Annotated in this window: 14 protein-coding genes and 1 rRNA gene; 5 read left to right on the plus strand and 10 right to left on the minus strand. The window is 64.1% G+C overall.

The window, feature by feature from the left end:
- The first annotated feature begins 10 nt into the window (after positions 1-10).
- Positions 11-589, plus strand: coding sequence for a Uma2 family endonuclease (locus Q0R23_RS17880; protein WP_293915266.1), 579 nt, complete (start codon positions 11-13; stop codon positions 587-589).
- Positions 590-744: 155 nt separating this feature from the next.
- Here the strand turns inward: Q0R23_RS17880 and Q0R23_RS17885 are convergent, their stop codons facing one another.
- Positions 745-3,021 (minus strand): RICIN domain-containing protein, encoded by a 2,277-nt coding sequence (locus tag Q0R23_RS17885; RefSeq protein ID WP_293915268.1) that lies wholly within the window; start codon positions 3,019-3,021, stop codon positions 745-747.
- Between the two features lie 402 nt (positions 3,022-3,423).
- Between Q0R23_RS17885 and Q0R23_RS17890 the strand changes: the two genes are divergently transcribed.
- Complete coding sequence (locus Q0R23_RS17890) at positions 3,424-4,302, plus strand: theronine dehydrogenase (RefSeq protein WP_293915270.1); 879 nt, start codon at positions 3,424-3,426, stop codon at positions 4,300-4,302.
- A 63-nt stretch (positions 4,303-4,365) separates the two neighbouring features.
- Positions 4,366-5,136, plus strand: coding sequence for a PIG-L deacetylase family protein (locus Q0R23_RS17895; protein WP_293915272.1), 771 nt, complete (start codon positions 4,366-4,368; stop codon positions 5,134-5,136).
- Positions 5,137-5,762: 626 nt separating this feature from the next.
- Here the strand turns inward: Q0R23_RS17895 and Q0R23_RS17900 are convergent.
- The 3 genes from Q0R23_RS17900 to Q0R23_RS17910 form a co-directional block, all read right to left on the minus strand.
- The gene (locus Q0R23_RS17900) at positions 5,763-5,960 is read right to left on the minus strand and encodes a hypothetical protein (protein WP_293915274.1); all 198 of its coding nucleotides are present in this window, start codon (positions 5,958-5,960) and stop codon (positions 5,763-5,765) included.
- Positions 5,961-6,269: 309 nt separating this feature from the next.
- The gene (locus Q0R23_RS17905) at positions 6,270-6,473 is read right to left on the minus strand and encodes a hypothetical protein (protein WP_293915276.1); all 204 of its coding nucleotides are present in this window, start codon (positions 6,471-6,473) and stop codon (positions 6,270-6,272) included.
- Positions 6,474-6,576: 103 nt separating this feature from the next.
- The gene (locus Q0R23_RS17910) at positions 6,577-6,966 is read right to left on the minus strand and encodes a helix-turn-helix transcriptional regulator (RefSeq protein ID WP_293915277.1); all 390 of its coding nucleotides are present in this window, start codon (positions 6,964-6,966) and stop codon (positions 6,577-6,579) included.
- Positions 6,967-7,232: 266 nt separating this feature from the next.
- Here Q0R23_RS17910 and Q0R23_RS17915 point away from each other — a divergent pair, with 266 nt between their 5' ends.
- Both Q0R23_RS17915 and Q0R23_RS17920 read left to right on the plus strand, forming a co-directional pair.
- Positions 7,233-7,484, plus strand: coding sequence for a hypothetical protein (locus Q0R23_RS17915; RefSeq protein WP_293915279.1), 252 nt, complete (start codon positions 7,233-7,235; stop codon positions 7,482-7,484).
- 53 nt (positions 7,485-7,537) lie between these two features.
- Positions 7,538-8,236: an HAD family hydrolase gene (locus Q0R23_RS17920; RefSeq protein ID WP_293915281.1), complete on the plus strand. Its 699-nt coding sequence runs from the start codon at positions 7,538-7,540 to the stop codon at positions 8,234-8,236.
- Between the two features lie 45 nt (positions 8,237-8,281).
- Here Q0R23_RS17920 and Q0R23_RS17925 read toward each other — a convergent pair whose 3' ends face one another.
- From Q0R23_RS17925 to Q0R23_RS17950, 6 genes are all read right to left on the minus strand, one after another.
- A complete protein-coding gene (locus Q0R23_RS17925; RefSeq protein WP_293915283.1) occupies positions 8,282-9,817 on the minus strand; it encodes a carboxypeptidase M32 in 1,536 nt (511 codons plus the stop codon).
- Positions 9,818-9,871: 54 nt separating this feature from the next.
- Entirely contained in the window at positions 9,872-10,408 is a 537-nt protein-coding gene (locus Q0R23_RS17930) for a hypothetical protein (protein ID WP_293915285.1), read from the minus strand.
- 168 nt (positions 10,409-10,576) lie between these two features.
- Positions 10,577-11,833, minus strand: coding sequence for a folylpolyglutamate synthase/dihydrofolate synthase family protein (locus Q0R23_RS17935; RefSeq protein ID WP_293915287.1), 1,257 nt, complete (start codon positions 11,831-11,833; stop codon positions 10,577-10,579).
- A 35-nt stretch (positions 11,834-11,868) separates the two neighbouring features.
- Positions 11,869-12,795: a manganese-dependent inorganic pyrophosphatase gene (locus Q0R23_RS17940; RefSeq protein ID WP_293915289.1), complete on the minus strand. Its 927-nt coding sequence runs from the start codon at positions 12,793-12,795 to the stop codon at positions 11,869-11,871.
- 174 nt (positions 12,796-12,969) lie between these two features.
- Entirely contained in the window at positions 12,970-16,458 is a 3,489-nt protein-coding gene (locus Q0R23_RS17945) for an S-layer homology domain-containing protein (protein ID WP_293915291.1), read from the minus strand.
- A 1,073-nt stretch (positions 16,459-17,531) separates the two neighbouring features.
- Positions 17,532-17,588: ribosomal RNA gene (locus Q0R23_RS17950) — 16S ribosomal RNA — on the minus strand; the annotation flags it as partial.

The following is a 17,588-nucleotide window of genomic DNA, read 5'->3' on the forward strand; positions in this document are numbered from 1 at the left end:
GACTGGAGGCATGAGCGCCCCGAATCTCAAACCCATGAGCGTGGAGGAGTACCTGCGCAGCGAGGAAACGAGCCCGTTCAAGCGCGAGTACGTCGGCGGGTATGTCTATCCGCTGCATGGCAGCACGCGGGCGCAGGCGGGAACAAGCCGGGCGCACGTCATGATCGGCCAGAATATAGTACGGGCGCTCGACGGCAAAGCATTGGAGCAAAACTGCGTCATCTATCCCTCGGATATGAAGTTGCGAATTGAACCCAGCAGCACGTTTTATTATCCGGACGTCATGCTGGTCTGCCAGGGAATCTCCAGCCTGGAACTGACTTACGAAACAAATCCGTGCTTCATCGCTGAAGTCGTGTCGAAAAGTACGGCCAGAAATGATCGTCTCGCCAAATACGTCGCCTACACCGCCATTTCCAGCCTCCAGACCTATCTGATCGTCGAGCAGGATCAGCGATTGGTATATGCGTATCAGCGCGGCGCATCGGGTTGGGCCTCCTCGGAATTGCGCGGCCAGGGCGATATCGACGTGCCCTGCCTGGGTATTTCGGTAAGCCTCGATCAGATCTACCGCCGTCTCCCCTTCTGAACTTCAACCCCCACAAAGCGGCAGGACCGCGCCGCAGCGTAACCCAGACCCGGTAGCCCCAGACCCGGTAGCCCAGACCCGGTAGCCCCAGACCCGGCTCCACAGGCAAGGGGAGGGGCCACGCTGCGGCCCCTCCCCTGCTGACTACCCCGCGCTCACCTCAGCGTGAACTTCTGGGCCGGTCCCTGTGTGCAGTCCCACTGCTGGAGGCGGGCGCCGTTGTTCACGGACACGTCGCGCACGTCCAGGCACTTGTTGCTGTGCCGGGCCACGAACTGGTAGCTGCCGCCGCCGAGGTCCACCGGCTTCCACTGCTGGTTGGTGCCGCCGACGTAAGCCCAGAGCTGGACGTTGCTGCCGTTGCCGGTCGCGCCCTGACCGCCCGCGACGTCCCAGACGATGGGGGCCTGAGCGCTCACGACCTGGTAGTACCCGTCCGAGGTGGGCTTGAACTGCCACGACTGGTTGGTTGCCACGGGCGAGCTGCACGCCCACTGCTGGAGCGCCGTGCCGTTGCCGGTGCCCCGGTCGGTATCGTCGAGGCATTTGCCGCTGTTCGTGTTCACGACCTGATACCGGCGGGCCGGGTCAATTGGACCGGCTGGTGGTGGAGTGACAACAGCCAGGGTCGTGACCGAGAGCGCGGCTGAGCGCGGCGAGACATTTGTTGCGTTGTCGCGGGCGCTGACTGCGTAGCTGTACGTTGTCGCTGCCGTGAGTGCAGCATCGGTGTAAGAGGTTGTGTTGGCCGCAGTGGACCCGACCTTTGTACCGCCACGGTACACGTCGTAGCCCGCGATACCTGAAGCGTCAGTTGAGGCAGACCAGTTCAGGGTGGCTGAGGCCTGTGTGATGTTGGAGGCGGTCAGGTTGCCCGGTGTAGAAGGCGGTGTGGTATCGACCGGAGGCGGAGTTGTTGACCCCGCAGCCCAGGTGATGGTGGCCAGGCCACCGGCAGGCAGCGTGTAGCTGAGAAACGCGTTGCCGTAAGCCACGTTCACACTCTGCTGGCCTCCGTTGGAGTTGTGAAGCACCAGTGCAATCGTTCCGTCGGGGTTCTTGAAGGCGACGTTCTCCACGTTGCCGACAATAGTTGAAGCGATCCGCACCGCGCCGCTCTTCACGAATTTGCTCATGTGGCCCAGGTTGTAATACTCGGCGTTGTACTGCACGGCGGTCCCGTTGATGGCCACCGCTCCGGTGCATACTCCGTTCGGGGACTTGCCACAGCCGCCGTTGTTGGGCTTGCCGTTGTTGTCGAGCACCAGATTCCAGTTCACGACCGCCTTGGCGTAGTTGCGGGCCGAAGCAATGGTGATGTTCTTGGCGTGATAATTGAGGGTATCGGCAAAGGCCTTGGCCTGGCTGTCATTGGTCCCACGAAACCCGGAACACTCGGTAAACCAGATGTCTTTGGTCGGGAAGGTGTTGTGCAGGGCGGTCTGTGCCGTAGCGTCTCCGGCGTAGCAGTGGTAGCCCGTTCCCGCGATCCACTGCGACGCTGAGGTCCGCAGCAGGTCGTAGGGGTAATTGGGCTCGGTGGACGGGTCGCCGGGAAAGAGCTTCCAGTTGTGGTCAAAGCCGATGATCTTGACCCGGCTCAGCCCCGCGTCGCGCAGTTTCGGGCCGAGGGCGTTGATGACTGCCGCCTCGGTGGCCACCGGCATGTCGGTTCCGGGGTAGGCGTCCGGGTTGACGTTCTGCGGCTCGTTCTGCATGGTCAGGCCGTAGATCGGCACGCCAGCCGCCTCGTAAGCCTGCACGGACTTCAGCAGGTACAGGGCGTAGGCATCGATGACGGCTGGATCGTTTTTCAGTTTTCCGCCGAACAGCCGCCCACCCTCTTTCATCCAGGCGGGCTGACCCCACGGTGTGGCCATCACCTTGAGCTGCGGGTTCAGGGCAATCGCCTGGCGCAGCAGCGGCAGAATCTGCGCCTGGTCATGATCGATACTGAAGCGCGACATGGTGTAGTCGGTCTGGTCTGCCGGGATGTCGTTGAAGCTGTAGTGCGGCCCGTTCACGAAGTCAGAAGAGCCGAGCGGCTGCCGCAGGAAGCTCATGCCCACGCCTTGTGTCGGACTGAAGATCGAGCGCATCACCTGGTCACGCTGACTCACTGGGAGCTGGTAGAGCAGCGCCGCCGACGAGTCGGTGATCGACGCGCCGAAGCCGTCCATTGTCTGAAAGGTCTGGCTGGCGTCTACCTTGATGGCCGCGTCTGCGGACGACACCGCCGAGAAGGTGAGATCGGCCTGCTGGGCCAACAGGTTGCTGCGGTCAGGCGTCGTCAGCCAGACCTGGGCCTTGTCGCCCACCGCCTGCGTCTGAAGGGCCGTGGCGGGCGCGGCTGCCTGGTTGCAGGCCGCGATCAGCAAGGTACCGAGAAGGAGCGAGAGCATCTGGGGGCGGGCGAATAAGCGCTCAGTCATAAAAGATCCTCTTCATGCGGACCCGGAAAACAGGGACATCCCGCAGACGCGACTTCAGCACAAAGCCGCGATGGAAATGAACGGCGAAACGACGACCCGGAACTACCCAGTGCCTCCTTTACCGCTATAAATTTCTTGACTTCCGTATTACACGGGATGATTATGTTCAAACGATGAGAACTGGAGGAGAAGTCAGATAGACTGCCTCACCGAAGATAAACGACGATCACACGGCCTTCGATCAGGCGCAAGGAAATCCAGATGGGCCTTGATGAAGGTTAGAAAATTAGAGCGAGTTAAGATCGTTGTCTGAACGAATTATATGAGATGAATCGGTGGCGGCTGGGCTCATTCAGCGGCTGGGCTCATTCAGTGGATTCGTTCAGTGGCAAACTGATGGCCATGAACCCGGTTACCCGCCTCATCATGGAGCGTCCCTGTACCCTGAGCTGGCAAACCGGGCCGCTGCGGGCACCGGGGCCGGGCGAGGTGCTCGTCCGCACGTTGCTGAGCGCCGTCAGCGTGGCGTCCGAGCTGAGCCTGGTGGTGGGGAATACGCCGACCGGGTTTCCGCGCCAGCTCGGCTACCAGACGCTGGGCCGAACAGTGGATGGTCGGCGCTTCGTCCACACGGCGGGGCACGTCAGCGCGGCGGTGCTCGGCGAGCGTGATCTGATCCCCGTGCCCGACCACGTTCCGGACGGCGTGGCCCTGGCCGTCGTTCTCGGCGAGGAGACGCACAAGGGCATTCGCAAACTGGCGCCGCAGCCGGGCGAGCGGATGCTGATCGCAGGCGCCGGGCTGCTGGGCCTGCTGACGCTGTTCAACCTGACCCGGCGCGGTGTGCAGGGCGTGACCGCCATCGAGCCGCAACCGGAGCGCCGCGCCCTGGCCGAGCTGTTTGGAGCTCAGACGGTGGCGGCGCCGGGCGAACTGACGGACGAGAGCTTCGACCTGGGCTTCGAGTGCAGCGCCGCACCAGCAGGCTTCACCGAGCTGCTGGGCCGCCTGCGTCACGGTGGCCGGGCCTGCGTACTGAGTGACGGCAACTGGGGCACGCTGAGCCTGCCGCCCGCCTTTCATACCCGCGAGCTGAGCGTGGTGGCCTCCAGCGACGGCGAGAATTATCAAAGCTATGCGCGTTGGCTCTGGACACACGCTGACCCGCTGCTGGGCCGATTGTTCGAGGTGCGCGTGAGCGCCGAGCAATTGCCGGACGCCTTGACCAAACTCCAGACCTGGCCCCGGCCCGTTTCACTGGTCGCCGAGTGGCAGCACTGACATGGCAGCACTGACGTGGCAGCACTGACACTTCACCGCCCGCTTCTCCCCTACCCTGTGTCCATGCCCCGCCTCAATGCCCGCAAGCCCAACCGCCGCAACGCCTTGCGCTGGGGCCTGGTGCTGCTGGCGCTGCTGACCGGCACGGCCTTCGCCTTCTGGCCCCGGCTGCAAGGTACGCCCGCTCAGGCGCTGGCGGCGGGCCAGGAGCTACTGGCAAAAAAGACCGTGCTGGCTGTCGTGGCGCATCCAGACGATCTGGAGTGGTACATCGGCGGCACGTTGCGCGAACTGGCCAACCGGGGCGCCGACGTGCAGGTCGTCGTGGCGACGGACGGGGAAAAGGGGCCAAACCGGGTGAAGTCGCCCGACCTGGCCGCCACCCGACGCGCCGAGCAGGCGGCTGCCGGGACCATCAACGGCTACACCCGCATCCACTCGCTGGGCCTGCCCGACCGGGGCGCCGCCGCCGATCCCCGTTTTCTGCCGGACGTGACGCGCATCTACGGCGAGGTCAAGCCCGACGCCGTGTTCGTCTTCGACCCGGCGTATCCGGCGCTGCCGTACCTGCACGTCGATCACCAGGGTTCGGCTCGTGAGTTTTTGAAGTTCTGGGACAGGCTGCCCGCAGGCAGACCACCCGTCTACCTGTTTCAGACCCGGCGGCCCGGCGTGGCGGTGGACATCAGCACGGTGATCGACACCAAGGCCAAAGCGCTGGCCCAACACGTCAGCCAGAACGGGGGCGGCAGCAGCGGCATGACGCGGTTTTTCGCCGCCGACGGGGGCCGGGTGGGCGTGGCGTATGCCGAGCTGTTCCGGGTGCTGCGCTGATCCAGGTGCTACGTTGATCTGATGTGGGATGGCAGCGCAGCATCGTCGCCCTAGGTATCTCCTTGTCAAGCGTTAGCTTTACCGAGCGGAGCGGCCTAGCGTCGCCAGCGGCGCTGTTCAGGCCAAGAAGCGGGCAGGCGTGCCCAGGCGCGTCCGTTCTGCCCAAGAAGCGGGCAGGCGTGCCCAGGCGCGTCCGTTCTGCCCAAGAAGCGGGCAGGCGTGCCCAGGCGCGTCCGCTGTGCCCAAGAAGCGGGCAGGCGTGCCCAGGCGGACTTGCAAAGCTCCGCAGGAGAGGAGTGGCATCCTCATGGGGACGAGTGGCGTCCTTATGGGCGTCCGTTCACGAGGACAGTCCGTTCACGACGACAGTCCGCTGTGCCCAAGAAGCGAGTGAGGAAGAAAGTATGTCGTCTTGGGCACAGCGGCACCCGTATGGGGCCTGCCCGCCTTGCGGGAATGGAGGGGTAAAGCGCTGTTGGCGGGCAGGCGTGCTCATGCGGAGGAGTGGCACCCTCATGGGGACGAGTGGCGTCCTCATGGGCGTCCGTTCACGAGGACAGTCCGTTCACGACGACAGTCCGCTGTGCTCAAGAAGCGGAAGCCCGTTGAGGTCAGTAAGGACATACTTAGACCCCGCTGGGCAGTTCGTTGAGGTCACTCAGATCTTTAGGCCGCCCACTCGCCGCCTTGTTCTGCCGGAGCATCCGCAGGCTGATGACCGGAATGCTCAGCCCACTGAGCGCTTTGACCTCGCGAGAAGCATACGCCTCGTCAAAATCGACACCGCTGATCTGATTCAGAATTTCCAGACGAACGGGCGGCACACCCAGCCGGACGATCTTCCCTAGAGCAGTACTCCGAATTACGCCACGGGGAAAACAGCCTCCCCGCGCCTCCATTCTGCGTCCTGCTCAGTTAAAACTACTCGCTCCGCTCGGTCATAAAAAGGGTCTTTTTATGACATCTGCTCTAACTGCATCACGTCAGCCGTCATGCTGGTGACGCCGAATTCATGAAAAACCGTGACCACGCGCTCGACGTTCTCCGGGGTCAGGCGAACGAAAATATCCATGTCACCTGTCGCCCGCACATAACCATGCAAATTTACGGCGTATCCACCGATCAAGAGGTATTCAACCGAATGTTGATTCAATAATTTCAAAAACTCGCGGAAGTCGGGTGGTAACTGGATCGTAGCCATAATGAATCTGCCTCAGTAGTTCCAACGCTTCTAGCCGCTCGGCGGGCGTCTTGGTCAACCAGTAGGCCAGATCATCGTTCTGTGTCTCGAACGTGACACTATCCCAGACCTGGCGGTCCATCTTGATTTCGTTCACGGACATGACCCAGTGTACCGCGCCAGGCATCATACGAAAAGGAACCGGCGTTCACCAGTTCCTTCGTCGATCTCTATTCTCAACTGAAGTGAGCCGCGTTCGCTCAGTCCAGAATGCGCTTGAGGTGCAGGTAGATCTCGTACCAGTCGCCCTTGTCGCGGGGGCGTTTGCCGCGCAGTTCGATGCGGGCCAGGGTGCGCACCCAGTCGGGGGTGATCTGCCCGCCGAGAACCGGATCGGCCACCAGATCAGCCAGACCCTTGGGCATGGCGCCTTCGGTGTTCTGTCCGTAGAATTCGACGCCTTCGAGCAGGTCATGGACCGTGATGTCGTAGGCTCCGGCCAGCGTCTGAAGGGTATCCAGGCTGGGGTTGGTGCGTCCGCGCTCCAGGTCTGACAGGTAGGGCACGCTGATGCCTGCCGTCTCCGCCACGTCCTTGAGGCGCAGCCCGCGCTCGCTACGCAGTTCGCGCAACCGTTCGTGTAATTTCATGCTTCACCTCCTCGGTGCAAAGAGCAAGGCCGTCCCTGTGGGTGGGGCCAGACTCAGGGCGCACGCCGCTCATGCCCGAATCGTTTAACCGGAAACGACTCTGGTATTTACAGAATCTTGCACCCTCAAGCTGGAGTGTAGCACCACTCCTCAATCCGGTCAATACAGAATCGGGGGGGGTAACTTCTTGAAGAAGCCAGGCCGGTACGCTATAGTCGTAATCAACAACGAGTTTTAGATGCCCTCAAGCTCAGGAGGATTTGCCTATGCGTGCCCTAGATGCCGTCGCCCAGAGCCTCAAACTCGGATCGCTCCACCCCACCGCCGTGCTCAACACCCTGATTGCCGCCGAGAACGAGGGCGGCCTGGGCGCCGTGCGCCAGCTAGAGCGCCAACTCACCCGCAGCACCGACGCCCTGAACGCCCGCGAGCACCCGCACCGGGGTCTGGCCCAGATCTGGCTGGGCGCCACACGGGCCTATCTGGTGGCGCAGGCCGAGCTGAAACGGGCAGTGTAGAGCGGGCTTGTGGCGTGTGGCTCGTAGCTTGTGGGAACAGCCAGGGATAAGCTATGCCTGAGCGACAGCTTCCGGACCTGAAAGCCGTTATCTTCGACTTCGACGGCACGCTGGTCGATTTCGTGAGCAGCGACATGGCCGCGTTGACCCGCTTGCACCAAAAAGCGGCGCCGGACGTGCTGCTGAGCGACTTCATAGAGCGCTCGGTAGACGCCATCATGACCTTTCACGCGCGAGTCGAGCGCGGCCAGGCCGACCCCCTGCGGATGCACCGGGAGCGGCTGGAGACGACCTTGGCAGGCTGCGGCGTCGCCTGGCACGACTCGTACCTGACGCTTTACCAGACGGCTCTGCTGAACGCCTGCGCACCTTTGGACGGCGCCCACGAGCTGCTGCATCTGCTGCGGTCCCGCTTCAAACTCGGCCTGCTGACCAATGCGTATGACGGCGCGGAACAACGTGAACGCCTGAGCCGAAGCGGACTGGCTGGTTACTTCGGTGTGGTAGTCGTGTCGGGCGAGGTCGGAGCGTACAAACCCCAGCCGGAGGTCTTTCACCACACGCTGGGCCTGCTCGGCGTCACGCCCGAACAGGCCCTCTACGTCGGCGATTCGCCTCACCACGATGTAGACGGCGCCGCCTCGGCAGGCATCCGCGCCGTGTTGATCGGTGCAGGCTCCACACCGCAGAACACCTGGCTCCACGTCCCCTCCCTGATCGCCCTGGCCGAGCGCTGGACCCTACCGGCCTGACCCGTCCCTCGCCCTGCCCACGAGCCACAAGCAGCGCACCGCGCCTCACTCCAGCCTGTAGATGTCCCCGTATTTGCCTTCCAGATACTTCACGTAGGCGTCGGCATTCAGCGGCTGCCCGGTGGCCTCCTCGGCAATCTGGCCGGGCGTGCGGCGACGACCGTACTGATGGACATTGACGCGCAGCCATTCGCGCAACAATCCATACTCGGCGCGGTCAATTTCGGCAGCGATGGCAGGCTCGCGGCGGGCAGCCTCCATCAGTTGGGCGCTGAGCAGGTTGCCCAGGCTGTAGGTCGGGAAGTAGCCCATCAGGCCCGACGACCAGTGAATGTCCTGCAATACGCCCTCAGTGTCGCTTGGCGGCGTCACGCCCAGGTACTCCTGCATCCGGGCGTTCCAGGCGGCGGGCAATCCTGCTACCTCCAGTTTGCCCTCGATCAGCTCCAGCTCGATTTCAAAGCGCAGCATGATGTGAAAGTTGTAAGTCACCTCGTCGGCCTCGACCCGGATGAGACTGGGCTGCACCCGGTTCACGGCGCGGTAGATCGATTCGGCGCTCTGTCCAGCGGCCATTTCGGGCGCGGCGGCGGCCACCTCCGGAAAGTAACGCTGCCAGAAGGCCCGGCTGCGGCCCAGCAGGTTCTCGAACAGGCGCGACTGGCTTTCGTGGACGCCCAGGCTGGCTCCGCTGGACAGCGGGGTGCGCTCAAGGTCGCGCCCCACGCCGTGCTCGTACATGGCGTGGCCGGTCTCGTGCCAGGTGCCGAACAGGCTCATGGGAAAGTAGTGCTCGTCGAAGCGGGTGGTGATGCGCAGGTCGTCGGCGCTGAAATTGGTCTGGAAGGGGTGGGCCGAGACGTCCAGCCGTGAGAAGCCCGGCAGCAGCCCGAAGGCCTCGGCGGCGATTCGCAGCGACACCTCACGCTGCGCCTGGGCCGGAAACAAGCGCGTGAGCACCGTGTAATCGCCAGCGTCGCCCGCCGCGACGATGCGCCGCAGCAGCGGCAGGGTCCGCTCGCGCAGGTCGGCGAAGATGGCCCGGACCTGGGCGGTCTTGATGCCCGGCTCGTAGTCGTCGAGCAGGGCGTCGTAGGGGTGATCCTGGTAGCCCATCAGCTCGGTGTACTGGCGCTTGAGGCCCAGAATACGCTCCAGAAACGGCGCGAAGTGGGCGAAGTCGTTCCCGGCCCTGGCCTGAATCCAGGCGTGGTGCGCGTCGCTCTGAGCCTGCGAGAGCGCCTCCACAAAATGGGTCGGCAGTTTGGTGGCCTTGTCGAAATCGCGGCGGGTGACGCGCAGCAGGTCGGCTTCCAGCTCGCTACCCTGGGTCTCACCGCGCTGGCCCTGGGCCTCGGCAGCCATCAGCAGTGAGCGCGTCTCGGCGCCGGTAAACAGCTCGTGGCGCAGGCCGTCCAGCGAGGCCATTTGCAGGCCGCGCACCCGCGCCGCGTCAGGGGGCATCTGGGTTTCCATGTCCCAGTGCAGCAGGGCCGTGGCGTTGCCCAGGTCACTGAGCATGTTCAGTCGGCGCCTCAGGTCGGCAATGGCGGTAGTGGCCGTTTCAGGTACGGAGGTCATGGACCCAGGGTAGCGCGGCGGGCGTGAAAGCGTCTGAAAGCCGGGCGGGAATGCTCAGTAGGTGCGGATGACGCCCAGGCCGATAGGGTAATGGGCTTTCAAACCGCTGACCATAAGGCGCCTGTTCACCGGGGCGCTGATGATGCGTTCGCCCTGACAGAGCCGCTCTGCATCCGGACGCTGGCTGGGACGAGCCAAATCGACGGCCTCGACGATGCCTTTGGCCATGCTGGGCAGGAAACAGACCGTGCTGCCGGTGAAGCCGATCACGGTCGGAGAGCCGATAGCACCCAGCGCCAGAGCGCTCAGGCGTTCGCCCATGTTGATCGTCACCGCCGTTTCGGCATTGCCGTTGCCGTAACCGGTGAGCGTAAACGGTTTGCCCCGTAGCGTCCCTTTCCAGCAACTCGCCACCCGCAGCGGCTGCGCGGCCAGGACCGAACCGTAGTGATAGCCGGAGGCGTCTCGCGTGGGTTTGGGCAATACCTGGGCGCAGCGCGTGGGCGGGATGACCGGGTGCGCCTCACCCTCGAAGGCGGGCGCGGCGAGTGCGGACGTCAGCGACAGGAGCAGGGCGAGTCGCAGCGACATGCCCCCAGTCTCCCCCTCCACGCTGACGGCTCTCTGATACCACCTTGCTCTGATTCCAACCTATCCGCAAAGAGCACCGGATAGGTTTCCATCGCCGCCAGACGGTATTCCTTGCTACTCCCGTTGGTCGGCCCTCGTCTTCGACTGGGCACAACTTGGTATGAATGCTCACTGCCACCGCTCGCGCCCCTCATTCGTCTCGCCCGTCAGCAGGGGCCGAAGCTCGCCGATCAGGTACAGGCTGCCGCAGACCAGACTCAGGCCCCCGGCAGGCAACAAGGCCAGCGCCGCCTCCGGACTCGCCGCGAGCTGGACCGGGACGCCGGGCGGCGCCAGTGCAGCCAGCGCTTCCGGCGAGGCGGCGCGGGGGCTCAGCGCCGAGCGGGTCAGGACCAGCGACGACATCAGGGGCGCCAGTTCAGCCAGCATGGCCCGTGCGTCCTTGTCGCTGGCCGCACCGAAGATGACCGGCAGCGGCGGCGCGGCGAGTGTTATGAGGGCCTGCCGCAGCGCCCGCGCCCCATCCGGGTTGTGCGCTCCGTCGAGCAGCACGCCGCCGCCGCGCCAGGGCAGGCGTTCGAGTCGCCCCGGCCAGTGCGAGTGGGCCGCGCCGCGCTGAATGGCCTGTTCGGACACGCCCAGCCGCTGGGCTGCCAGCGCCGCCAGCGCCGCGTTGCAGGCGCCGTGCTCACCCAGCAGCGGGGTCCGGAAGCTCAGGTCGCCCACCGGTGAGGTCAGGCGCACCTGGGCGCCGTCCCAGCCCAGCAGCGCCGTCTGAACCCCGGCTTCGCGCCCCAGTGCCCACAGGTCGGTGCCGCGCTTATCCAGAATGGGCAGCAGCTCCGGCTGAACGCCCGTCACGGCAGGTCGCCCAGCCCGCAGAATCCCGGCCTTCTCGGCGGCGATCAGCGCCAGGGTCTCGCCCAGAATGGCCGTGTGGTCCAGCCCGATGGTGGTGATGACGCTCAGCACCGGCTCCAGCGCGTTGGTGGCGTCCAGCCGCCCACCCAGGCCGACTTCCATGACCGCCAGCTCCACCCCAGCTTCCGCGAACAGCAGACAGCCCAGCGCCGTGACGATCTCGAAGAAGCTGGCTCGCATGGTCTCAGCATGGGGCCGCACGCGGGCCAGAGCGACCTGCACGGCCTCGGCGCTCAGCTCCTGCCCCGCCACCACGAAGCGCTCGGTGAAGCGGGTCAGGTGCGGGCTGGTGAACAGGGCCGTGCGCAGGCCGGAGGCATTCAACATGGCCGAGAGCGTACTGGCGGTGCTGCCCTTGCCGTTGGTGCCGCCGACCAGCACGGCCCTGAAATTCGTCTGTGGGTCGCCCAGCCGAGCCAGAAGCGAGCGCACCCGACTCAGGCCAGGGTGGACGCCGAAGCGCTGCCGGGCGTAGAGCCAGTCCAGATCTGAGTCTGTGTTCACTGGGTCTGTGTTCACTGGATCTGGGTTCAATGCCTTCAGCTCAGGTGGGCGGCTTCGAGCGCCGGGACGATCTGCTTTTTGCGGCTGATGCGGCTGCCCAGATCGGCGACCTGCTGCTCGGTGGCCGCGCCGAACACCGCCCTGACCACCGCCGCCTCGCTGTCTGAAGGCACCAGGGTCTTATTCGTTCCCTGGAGGATGTCCACCACGCTCAGCAGAATGCCGCCCAGCCCGCTGGCGGCCTTCTCCGAGAGCATGGCGGCGATCAGCTCGGCCCGGCGTCCGAAGACATACGCCGGATTGGTCGTCTCGATGACGCCCAGGCCCCACATCTGCGCCCCGAAGGCGAACACCTTGTAGTCCATTTTCAGCAACTTGTCGGCGGGCGTGTCGCCCAGGTCGCTCTTGGCGGCGAACATCTGCATGGCGTAGGCGCTCACGTCGCGGATGCCCGCTATAGGCGCCAGGAATTCCACGGCGGCCCGGTCGGCGTCAGTGGTGGTGGGGCTGCGAAATTCCAGCGTGTCCGAGAGGATGGCGCTGGTCAGCAGCCGGGCGTCGCCTGGTTCCACGGACAGCCCGGCCTCGCGGTGCAGGTCGAGCAGCAGCGTGGCGGTGCAGCCCACCGGGGCGAAGCGCAGCGTGGCAGGCTGGGCGGTGCTCAGGTCGCCGAGCTTGTGGTGATCCACGACGTAGCGCACCTCCAGCTCATGCAGGTTGGGCGCACTCTGGGCCGATTCGTTGTGGTCCACCAGCGCCACCGGGCTTCCGGCACCCAGGGCGGGCAGCAGCTCCGGCGCGTCCAGCCCGGCCTCGCGCAGCACGTAGGCAGTTTCAAAGTTGAGGTCGCCCAGTCGGTAGGCGGTGGCGGGCGTGCCCTGGCGGGTCAGCAACCTGGCGTAGACCAGCGCCGCCGTGATGGCGTCGGTGTCGGGGTTGGTATGGCCGAAAACAGAGATCATGCTGCGTAGTTTAAACGTGTTGCGGGTCGGAGAACTTCACCTGTACAGCCGTATCACCTCCACAGCCGTATCACCTCCACAGCCGCCGCCTGGCATCCAAAAAAAACCACCCCCGCACGAGGCAGGGGTGATTTCGAGGTGCTGACGCCCGCAGGCGCAAGAGGAGAATTAAGCTTAGAACGCGACCTTGTAGGTGATCTTGAAGGTCGAGCCCGCCGCAGCCTTGCCGGTGGGCAGGGCGACCTGGGTGCCAGCCCCGTTCTTGGCGCTGAGGTTGTACACGCCGTAGGCGAACGACAGGTCGTAGTAGTTGCCTTCCACGTACACGCCATTCTGGTTGATGTTGTAGCCCGTGTTGGTATCGCCATACGAACCAGCGGTGTTATCGGTGCTGTCCGTGAAGGGGGTGTACGCACGGTTACCCGTCTGCAACCCGGCGTAGTACACAGCCAGCTTGGCGGTGGGCAGCAGGAAGTCGTTGAACTTGACGCCCGCACGGTAGCTCAGGCCAGTAGTGGTGTAGTTGTTGGCCGGAGTGGTGCTGTTGTTGCGCAGACGGTTGAGGTAACCGGCCTGGGCCTCGATGCTGGGCTTGAAGATGGTATCGATGGTGTCGGTGCTGACGCGGGCACCGGCAGCCAGGGTGCGAACGTCCGCCGTGGCGCCCTCGCGGGTCTGATCGACGCCGATGTTGCTGTAGACACCCTTGACGTTGACGTTCAACGGGCCGAGCTTGGCGCTGTAGAGGCCGTCGGCGTAGAGCGCCGTGCCGCTGTAGCTGGTGGTGGCGTTGCGGTAACGCTGCGAGTACCCGAAGCGCAGGTCGAGGTTCTTGATCAGCGCGTTGGGCGCCGAGCCGGTGTGGGTCACTTCGGCGCCGATCTCGCTGTAGCAGGTCTTGTCGCTGAAGGCGCCCTGGCTGAAGGTCAGTGCGCCGCCCACGGCGTCGGTGTCGGTGGTGCCGGTGCTGGCGTGCTGGGCGCCGCAACCGGTCTGGTCGGTCAGATTGTAGTCGGCCAGCGTGTAGTAGCTGTTGTAGCGGCTGTTGCGAAACAGACCATCGGTGCCGTCTGCCGGAACGTTGGGCACCTGAACGTTGTCGTCCTGGCGGCGGGTCTGCGTCGCAGCGCCCACAGCCGTGCCAGCGGCGTTGATATCACTACCAATCGCGACGTTGCTGTAGTACGCACCGATGCCCAGGCCCAGGCCGGGGGTGATGTCGGCGCGCACGGTGTAGTGGCTACCGTCACCCTTGGCGCTGTTGCTCACGTCCGCAGAGCCGTTGCCCGCGTAGAGCGCGTAGTAGCCGCCGCGCACGGTCACGAAGTTGACCAGGTTGACCTTGGCGGCCACACCGAAATCGACGATGCCGTTGGCATCCTTCTGGCCCAGGCCACCGCCAGGGATATTCTGCACGCTGTAGTAGCCGCCCACGCCTACAGGACCCAGGGTCACGCCTGCCTTGAGAGCGGCGCCTACCTGACCGGGAGTAGTCGTGGACTGCGCCACATTGAAGCGGTCCTTGGCGTTGCGGTCACCACGGTTGTAGGGCGCGGTGCTGCCGTTGTCGCCGTCGCCAGGGTTGGCCTCGGAGATGGAGGCGAACTTGTCGTAACCGCTGCTGACAGTGCGGTAGTTCAGGTCGTAGACCTTGACCGGGCCGATAGCGCCGCTGACCTTGCCGTAAAACACGTTGGCATCGCGGGCCGTTGCCGAGTCGTCGGTGGGGGTACCGGTGACGACACTGCGGGCGTACTCACTGTCGATCTGGAAACCGGCCACAGCGCCGTGGGCGTCGGCCCCGTATACCACAACGTTACGAATACCGGGAGTGGCGAGCTTCAAACCAACGCTGTCCTTGGCCTCCTGAACGTAATGAACGCCCAGCTTGACGGTGCCCACCGGAGTGATCTCGGCGCGCGCACCACGGTAGTAGCGGTAGTCACCGTTGGCGCCGTTGGCCGCGTAGGTGGTGCCGTCATTGGCCAGGCGGCTGCTGCCGTAGATGGTTTTGATGACCGGCTTGAAGGCGCCGAAGACCGGCAGGCTGGAGCCGTCGATGGTGACGTTGTAACCGTCGCCGCGACCATTCTTGTCGTTGTCGAAAGCGTAATCGCTGAACTTGGTCTTCAGGGCGCTGCCGAAATCGACGGTCACCGGGCTGTTGCCCACCGTGAAGGTCGCCGTGCCGTTTTTGAAGTAGAAGAACAGCGGGCGGTAGGTATAGCTGTTGGAATCGGTAATGGCCGGGTACTTGGCCAGATCGGCGTCGGTCTGAGTGCCAGTCAGCGAGGGGTTGGTGGTGATACCGAACTTGACGTCCACCGACTTGATGGACACGCCACCTGCACTGGTCAGGTAAGCACCGGTGTTGGCGCTGGTTCCGCTGAGGAAAGTGCCGCCGCCTGCGAAGTCGATGCCGAAGTCGAGGGTGGTTGAACCCTCTTTGTTGACACCGCCAGCCGCAGCAAAGCTCGATGCCGTCGTGTAACCCAGCGCCTTATCCGCAGCGCTGATGGTGTATTTGGTGAGATCGGTGACACCGGCAGGCACCGTTTTGGTGATGGCGGCCTTGGTAGTGGGGTCTACACCAGTCAGGACGATGTTGACCGTCGAGAAGCCGTAGAGACCGTCTGCGCTGTTAAATACCTTGTTGCGGTCACCGCCCAGGTCGACGTAATCGACGTTGGTGTCCTTGGTGGCGCTGTCGCCGTCGTCACCCGTGCTGAACTTGGTGCCGGGGAACAGGCGGTCGATGTCCATCTCGCGGTCGGCACGGGCCACGAAGTAAGTCGCGGTGATGGTCGGCTTGATGGTGAAGGCGTTCTTCTCCAGCGCAGTGATGCGGTTGCCGTAGTCGGTGACCTTGGTTTCCACGACGGTCACGCGGCCCACCAGGTTATCGAAGTCGGCACGCTGCACGAAATCGGCCTGAGCCGCCTCGATGGCGCTGGCCCGGTCCTGAAGGTTCAGGATGTCCTGGTTGAGCAGCACGGTCAGGTCGTTGAGGGCCGCAATGCTGCTGGCGTTGTCGTCGACATCGGCACGCAGGGTGTCGTAGTTGGCCTGGAGGTCATCGGCGCGGGCGCCAAAGTCGCTGATCTGGGTCTGGAGATCGGTGATGGCGTCGGTGTTGGTGGTGATCTGGCCTTGCAGATCGGCCTGGGCCTGCTCGTTGGCGCTGTTGTCGGCGGGCGCGGGCGCGGCCTCGGTCGGGGCCGGTGCGGCGGCGCCCAGTTCCTCGACGCGCTGCTCCAGACGGGCGAAGTCGTCCTTGGTGACGGCGTTCTCTTCGAGGTCGCTGACGCGCACACCCAGGGCGGCCAGGTCGGCGGCCAGCTCCTGAATGGCGTTCTGGAGGCTAGTCAGCGTCTCAGGATCGAGGGCCGGAGCCTGGGGCGTTCCCATCTGGTTGAGCAGACGGGCGATGATGACCGCCGCTTCGTAGCGGGTCAGGTTCTGGGTGCCCCGGAAGGTGCCGTCCGGGTAGCCCAGGATGATGCCCTGCGAAACCAGCTTGTCGATGGCGTCCTTGGCCCAGTGACCGGCAGGAACGTCGGTCAGAGCGGGCACCTGGGCCGCAGGCGTCGCCGGAGCGGCGTCCTGAGCAGCGGCCATGCCAAAGGCCAGCGCGGCGGTGAGAGCGAGCAAAGACTTCTTCATATTGAACCCCCGTAATGTCGCGCGCCAGAAACAGTTCAGGCTTTGAGACGATGTTGGGGCGAGTTACCGAGTTTCCTCTCCCAGAGGCAATCGCCGTCGTCATTTCAACGCGCAACCTGCACGACTTCTTTCACTTCATGAGAAAAGGCGGTGCAGATCAGAGTGATGATACACGGATGAAGATGAGGCGGTCAAGCCTGGGAAGCCCATAAATACGTGGAATAAGCCAGATTGGGGGCCAGGCCGCTGCTGACCAATCCAAAAGTAGCCTCTCATGAACCGGGCTTCCGCTGGGCCGAAGACTGGCCGCTCCTCATCAAGTCGGAGGTTAAGCGGGAGCCAGCGCCGCCCCAGCAGCGTCGCCCGCCCCTGAGCACCTTTGGCACACAGCACACTCGCGCTGGCCCTGACCCGGCAGGCCCGGCGCTCGTTAGTGTTTACTTAATATAAGGCGCAGGCCCCGGAGCCCAGCGGCAAAGTTTGGCCAGGCGGGGTTCTGCCAGGCGGGGTTGGGCAAATCGGGATTCAGCAAATCGGGTCTGCACCGGGAGCCGACGACGATGCACTCCAACGCCCGCGCCGCTCAAAGCAGGGCTGGCCGATGAAGGGTCTCCACTGTTCTGGACTGCGGTATCAGGTTCAACCGACAGCACTATGCCCCAGTGCCTCTTTCCTAATCCATACACCCCAATCCATGCATATAGCCGTACCCATGCATATAGCCGTACCCATGCAGTAGTCATCCTGAACGCAGTGAAGGATCTCGCAGTGAAGGATCTCACAGTCACGGCGACGAGCCTCTCCGGTTCGCTCAGGCCACTTCGCTCAGGATGACAACGCTCCTTAGCTCTACCCGGTTCAGGGGCTGCGATTTCGAGCGAGGGGTGGAGTGGCGATGAGCAGGGCGGATCGCGGTCACTTGAGCCACCAGGGTCCGCCGTGCGCCTTATTGGCTTCAACAGCGTCCAGGTCATCAGTCCAAGTCATCAAACAAAAACGACAAATCCCCGACCTTATTCAGACCGGGGATAACATAACGAGCTGTAGTGAAACGGTAAGGGGCGTGAACAGTGAAAGGAGGTGATCCAACCGCACCTTCCGGTACAGTTACCTTGTTACGACTTCACCCC

It is taken from the genome of Deinococcus sp., assembly GCF_025362455.1.
GTDB lineage: Bacteria > Deinococcota > Deinococci > Deinococcales > Deinococcaceae > Deinococcus.

Coding starts and splice junctions, on each gene's coding strand:
- Q0R23_RS17880 (WP_293915266.1), top strand. CDS start 11: ATGAGCGCCCCGAATCTCAAACCCATGAGCGTGGAGGAGTACCTGCGC.
- Q0R23_RS17885 (WP_293915268.1), bottom strand. CDS start 3,021: ATGACTGAGCGCTTATTCGCCCGCCCCCAGATGCTCTCGCTCCTTCTC.
- Q0R23_RS17890 (WP_293915270.1), top strand. CDS start 3,424: ATGAACCCGGTTACCCGCCTCATCATGGAGCGTCCCTGTACCCTGAGC.
- Q0R23_RS17895 (WP_293915272.1), top strand. CDS start 4,366: ATGCCCCGCCTCAATGCCCGCAAGCCCAACCGCCGCAACGCCTTGCGC.
- Q0R23_RS17910 (WP_293915277.1), bottom strand. CDS start 6,966: ATGAAATTACACGAACGGTTGCGCGAACTGCGTAGCGAGCGCGGGCTG.
- Q0R23_RS17915 (WP_293915279.1), top strand. CDS start 7,233: ATGCGTGCCCTAGATGCCGTCGCCCAGAGCCTCAAACTCGGATCGCTC.
- Q0R23_RS17920 (WP_293915281.1), top strand. CDS start 7,538: ATGCCTGAGCGACAGCTTCCGGACCTGAAAGCCGTTATCTTCGACTTC.
- Q0R23_RS17925 (WP_293915283.1), bottom strand. CDS start 9,817: ATGACCTCCGTACCTGAAACGGCCACTACCGCCATTGCCGACCTGAGG.
- Q0R23_RS17930 (WP_293915285.1), bottom strand. CDS start 10,408: ATGTCGCTGCGACTCGCCCTGCTCCTGTCGCTGACGTCCGCACTCGCC.
- Q0R23_RS17940 (WP_293915289.1), bottom strand. CDS start 12,795: ATGATCTCTGTTTTCGGCCATACCAACCCCGACACCGACGCCATCACG.
- Q0R23_RS17945 (WP_293915291.1), bottom strand. CDS start 16,458: ATGAAGAAGTCTTTGCTCGCTCTCACCGCCGCGCTGGCCTTTGGCATG.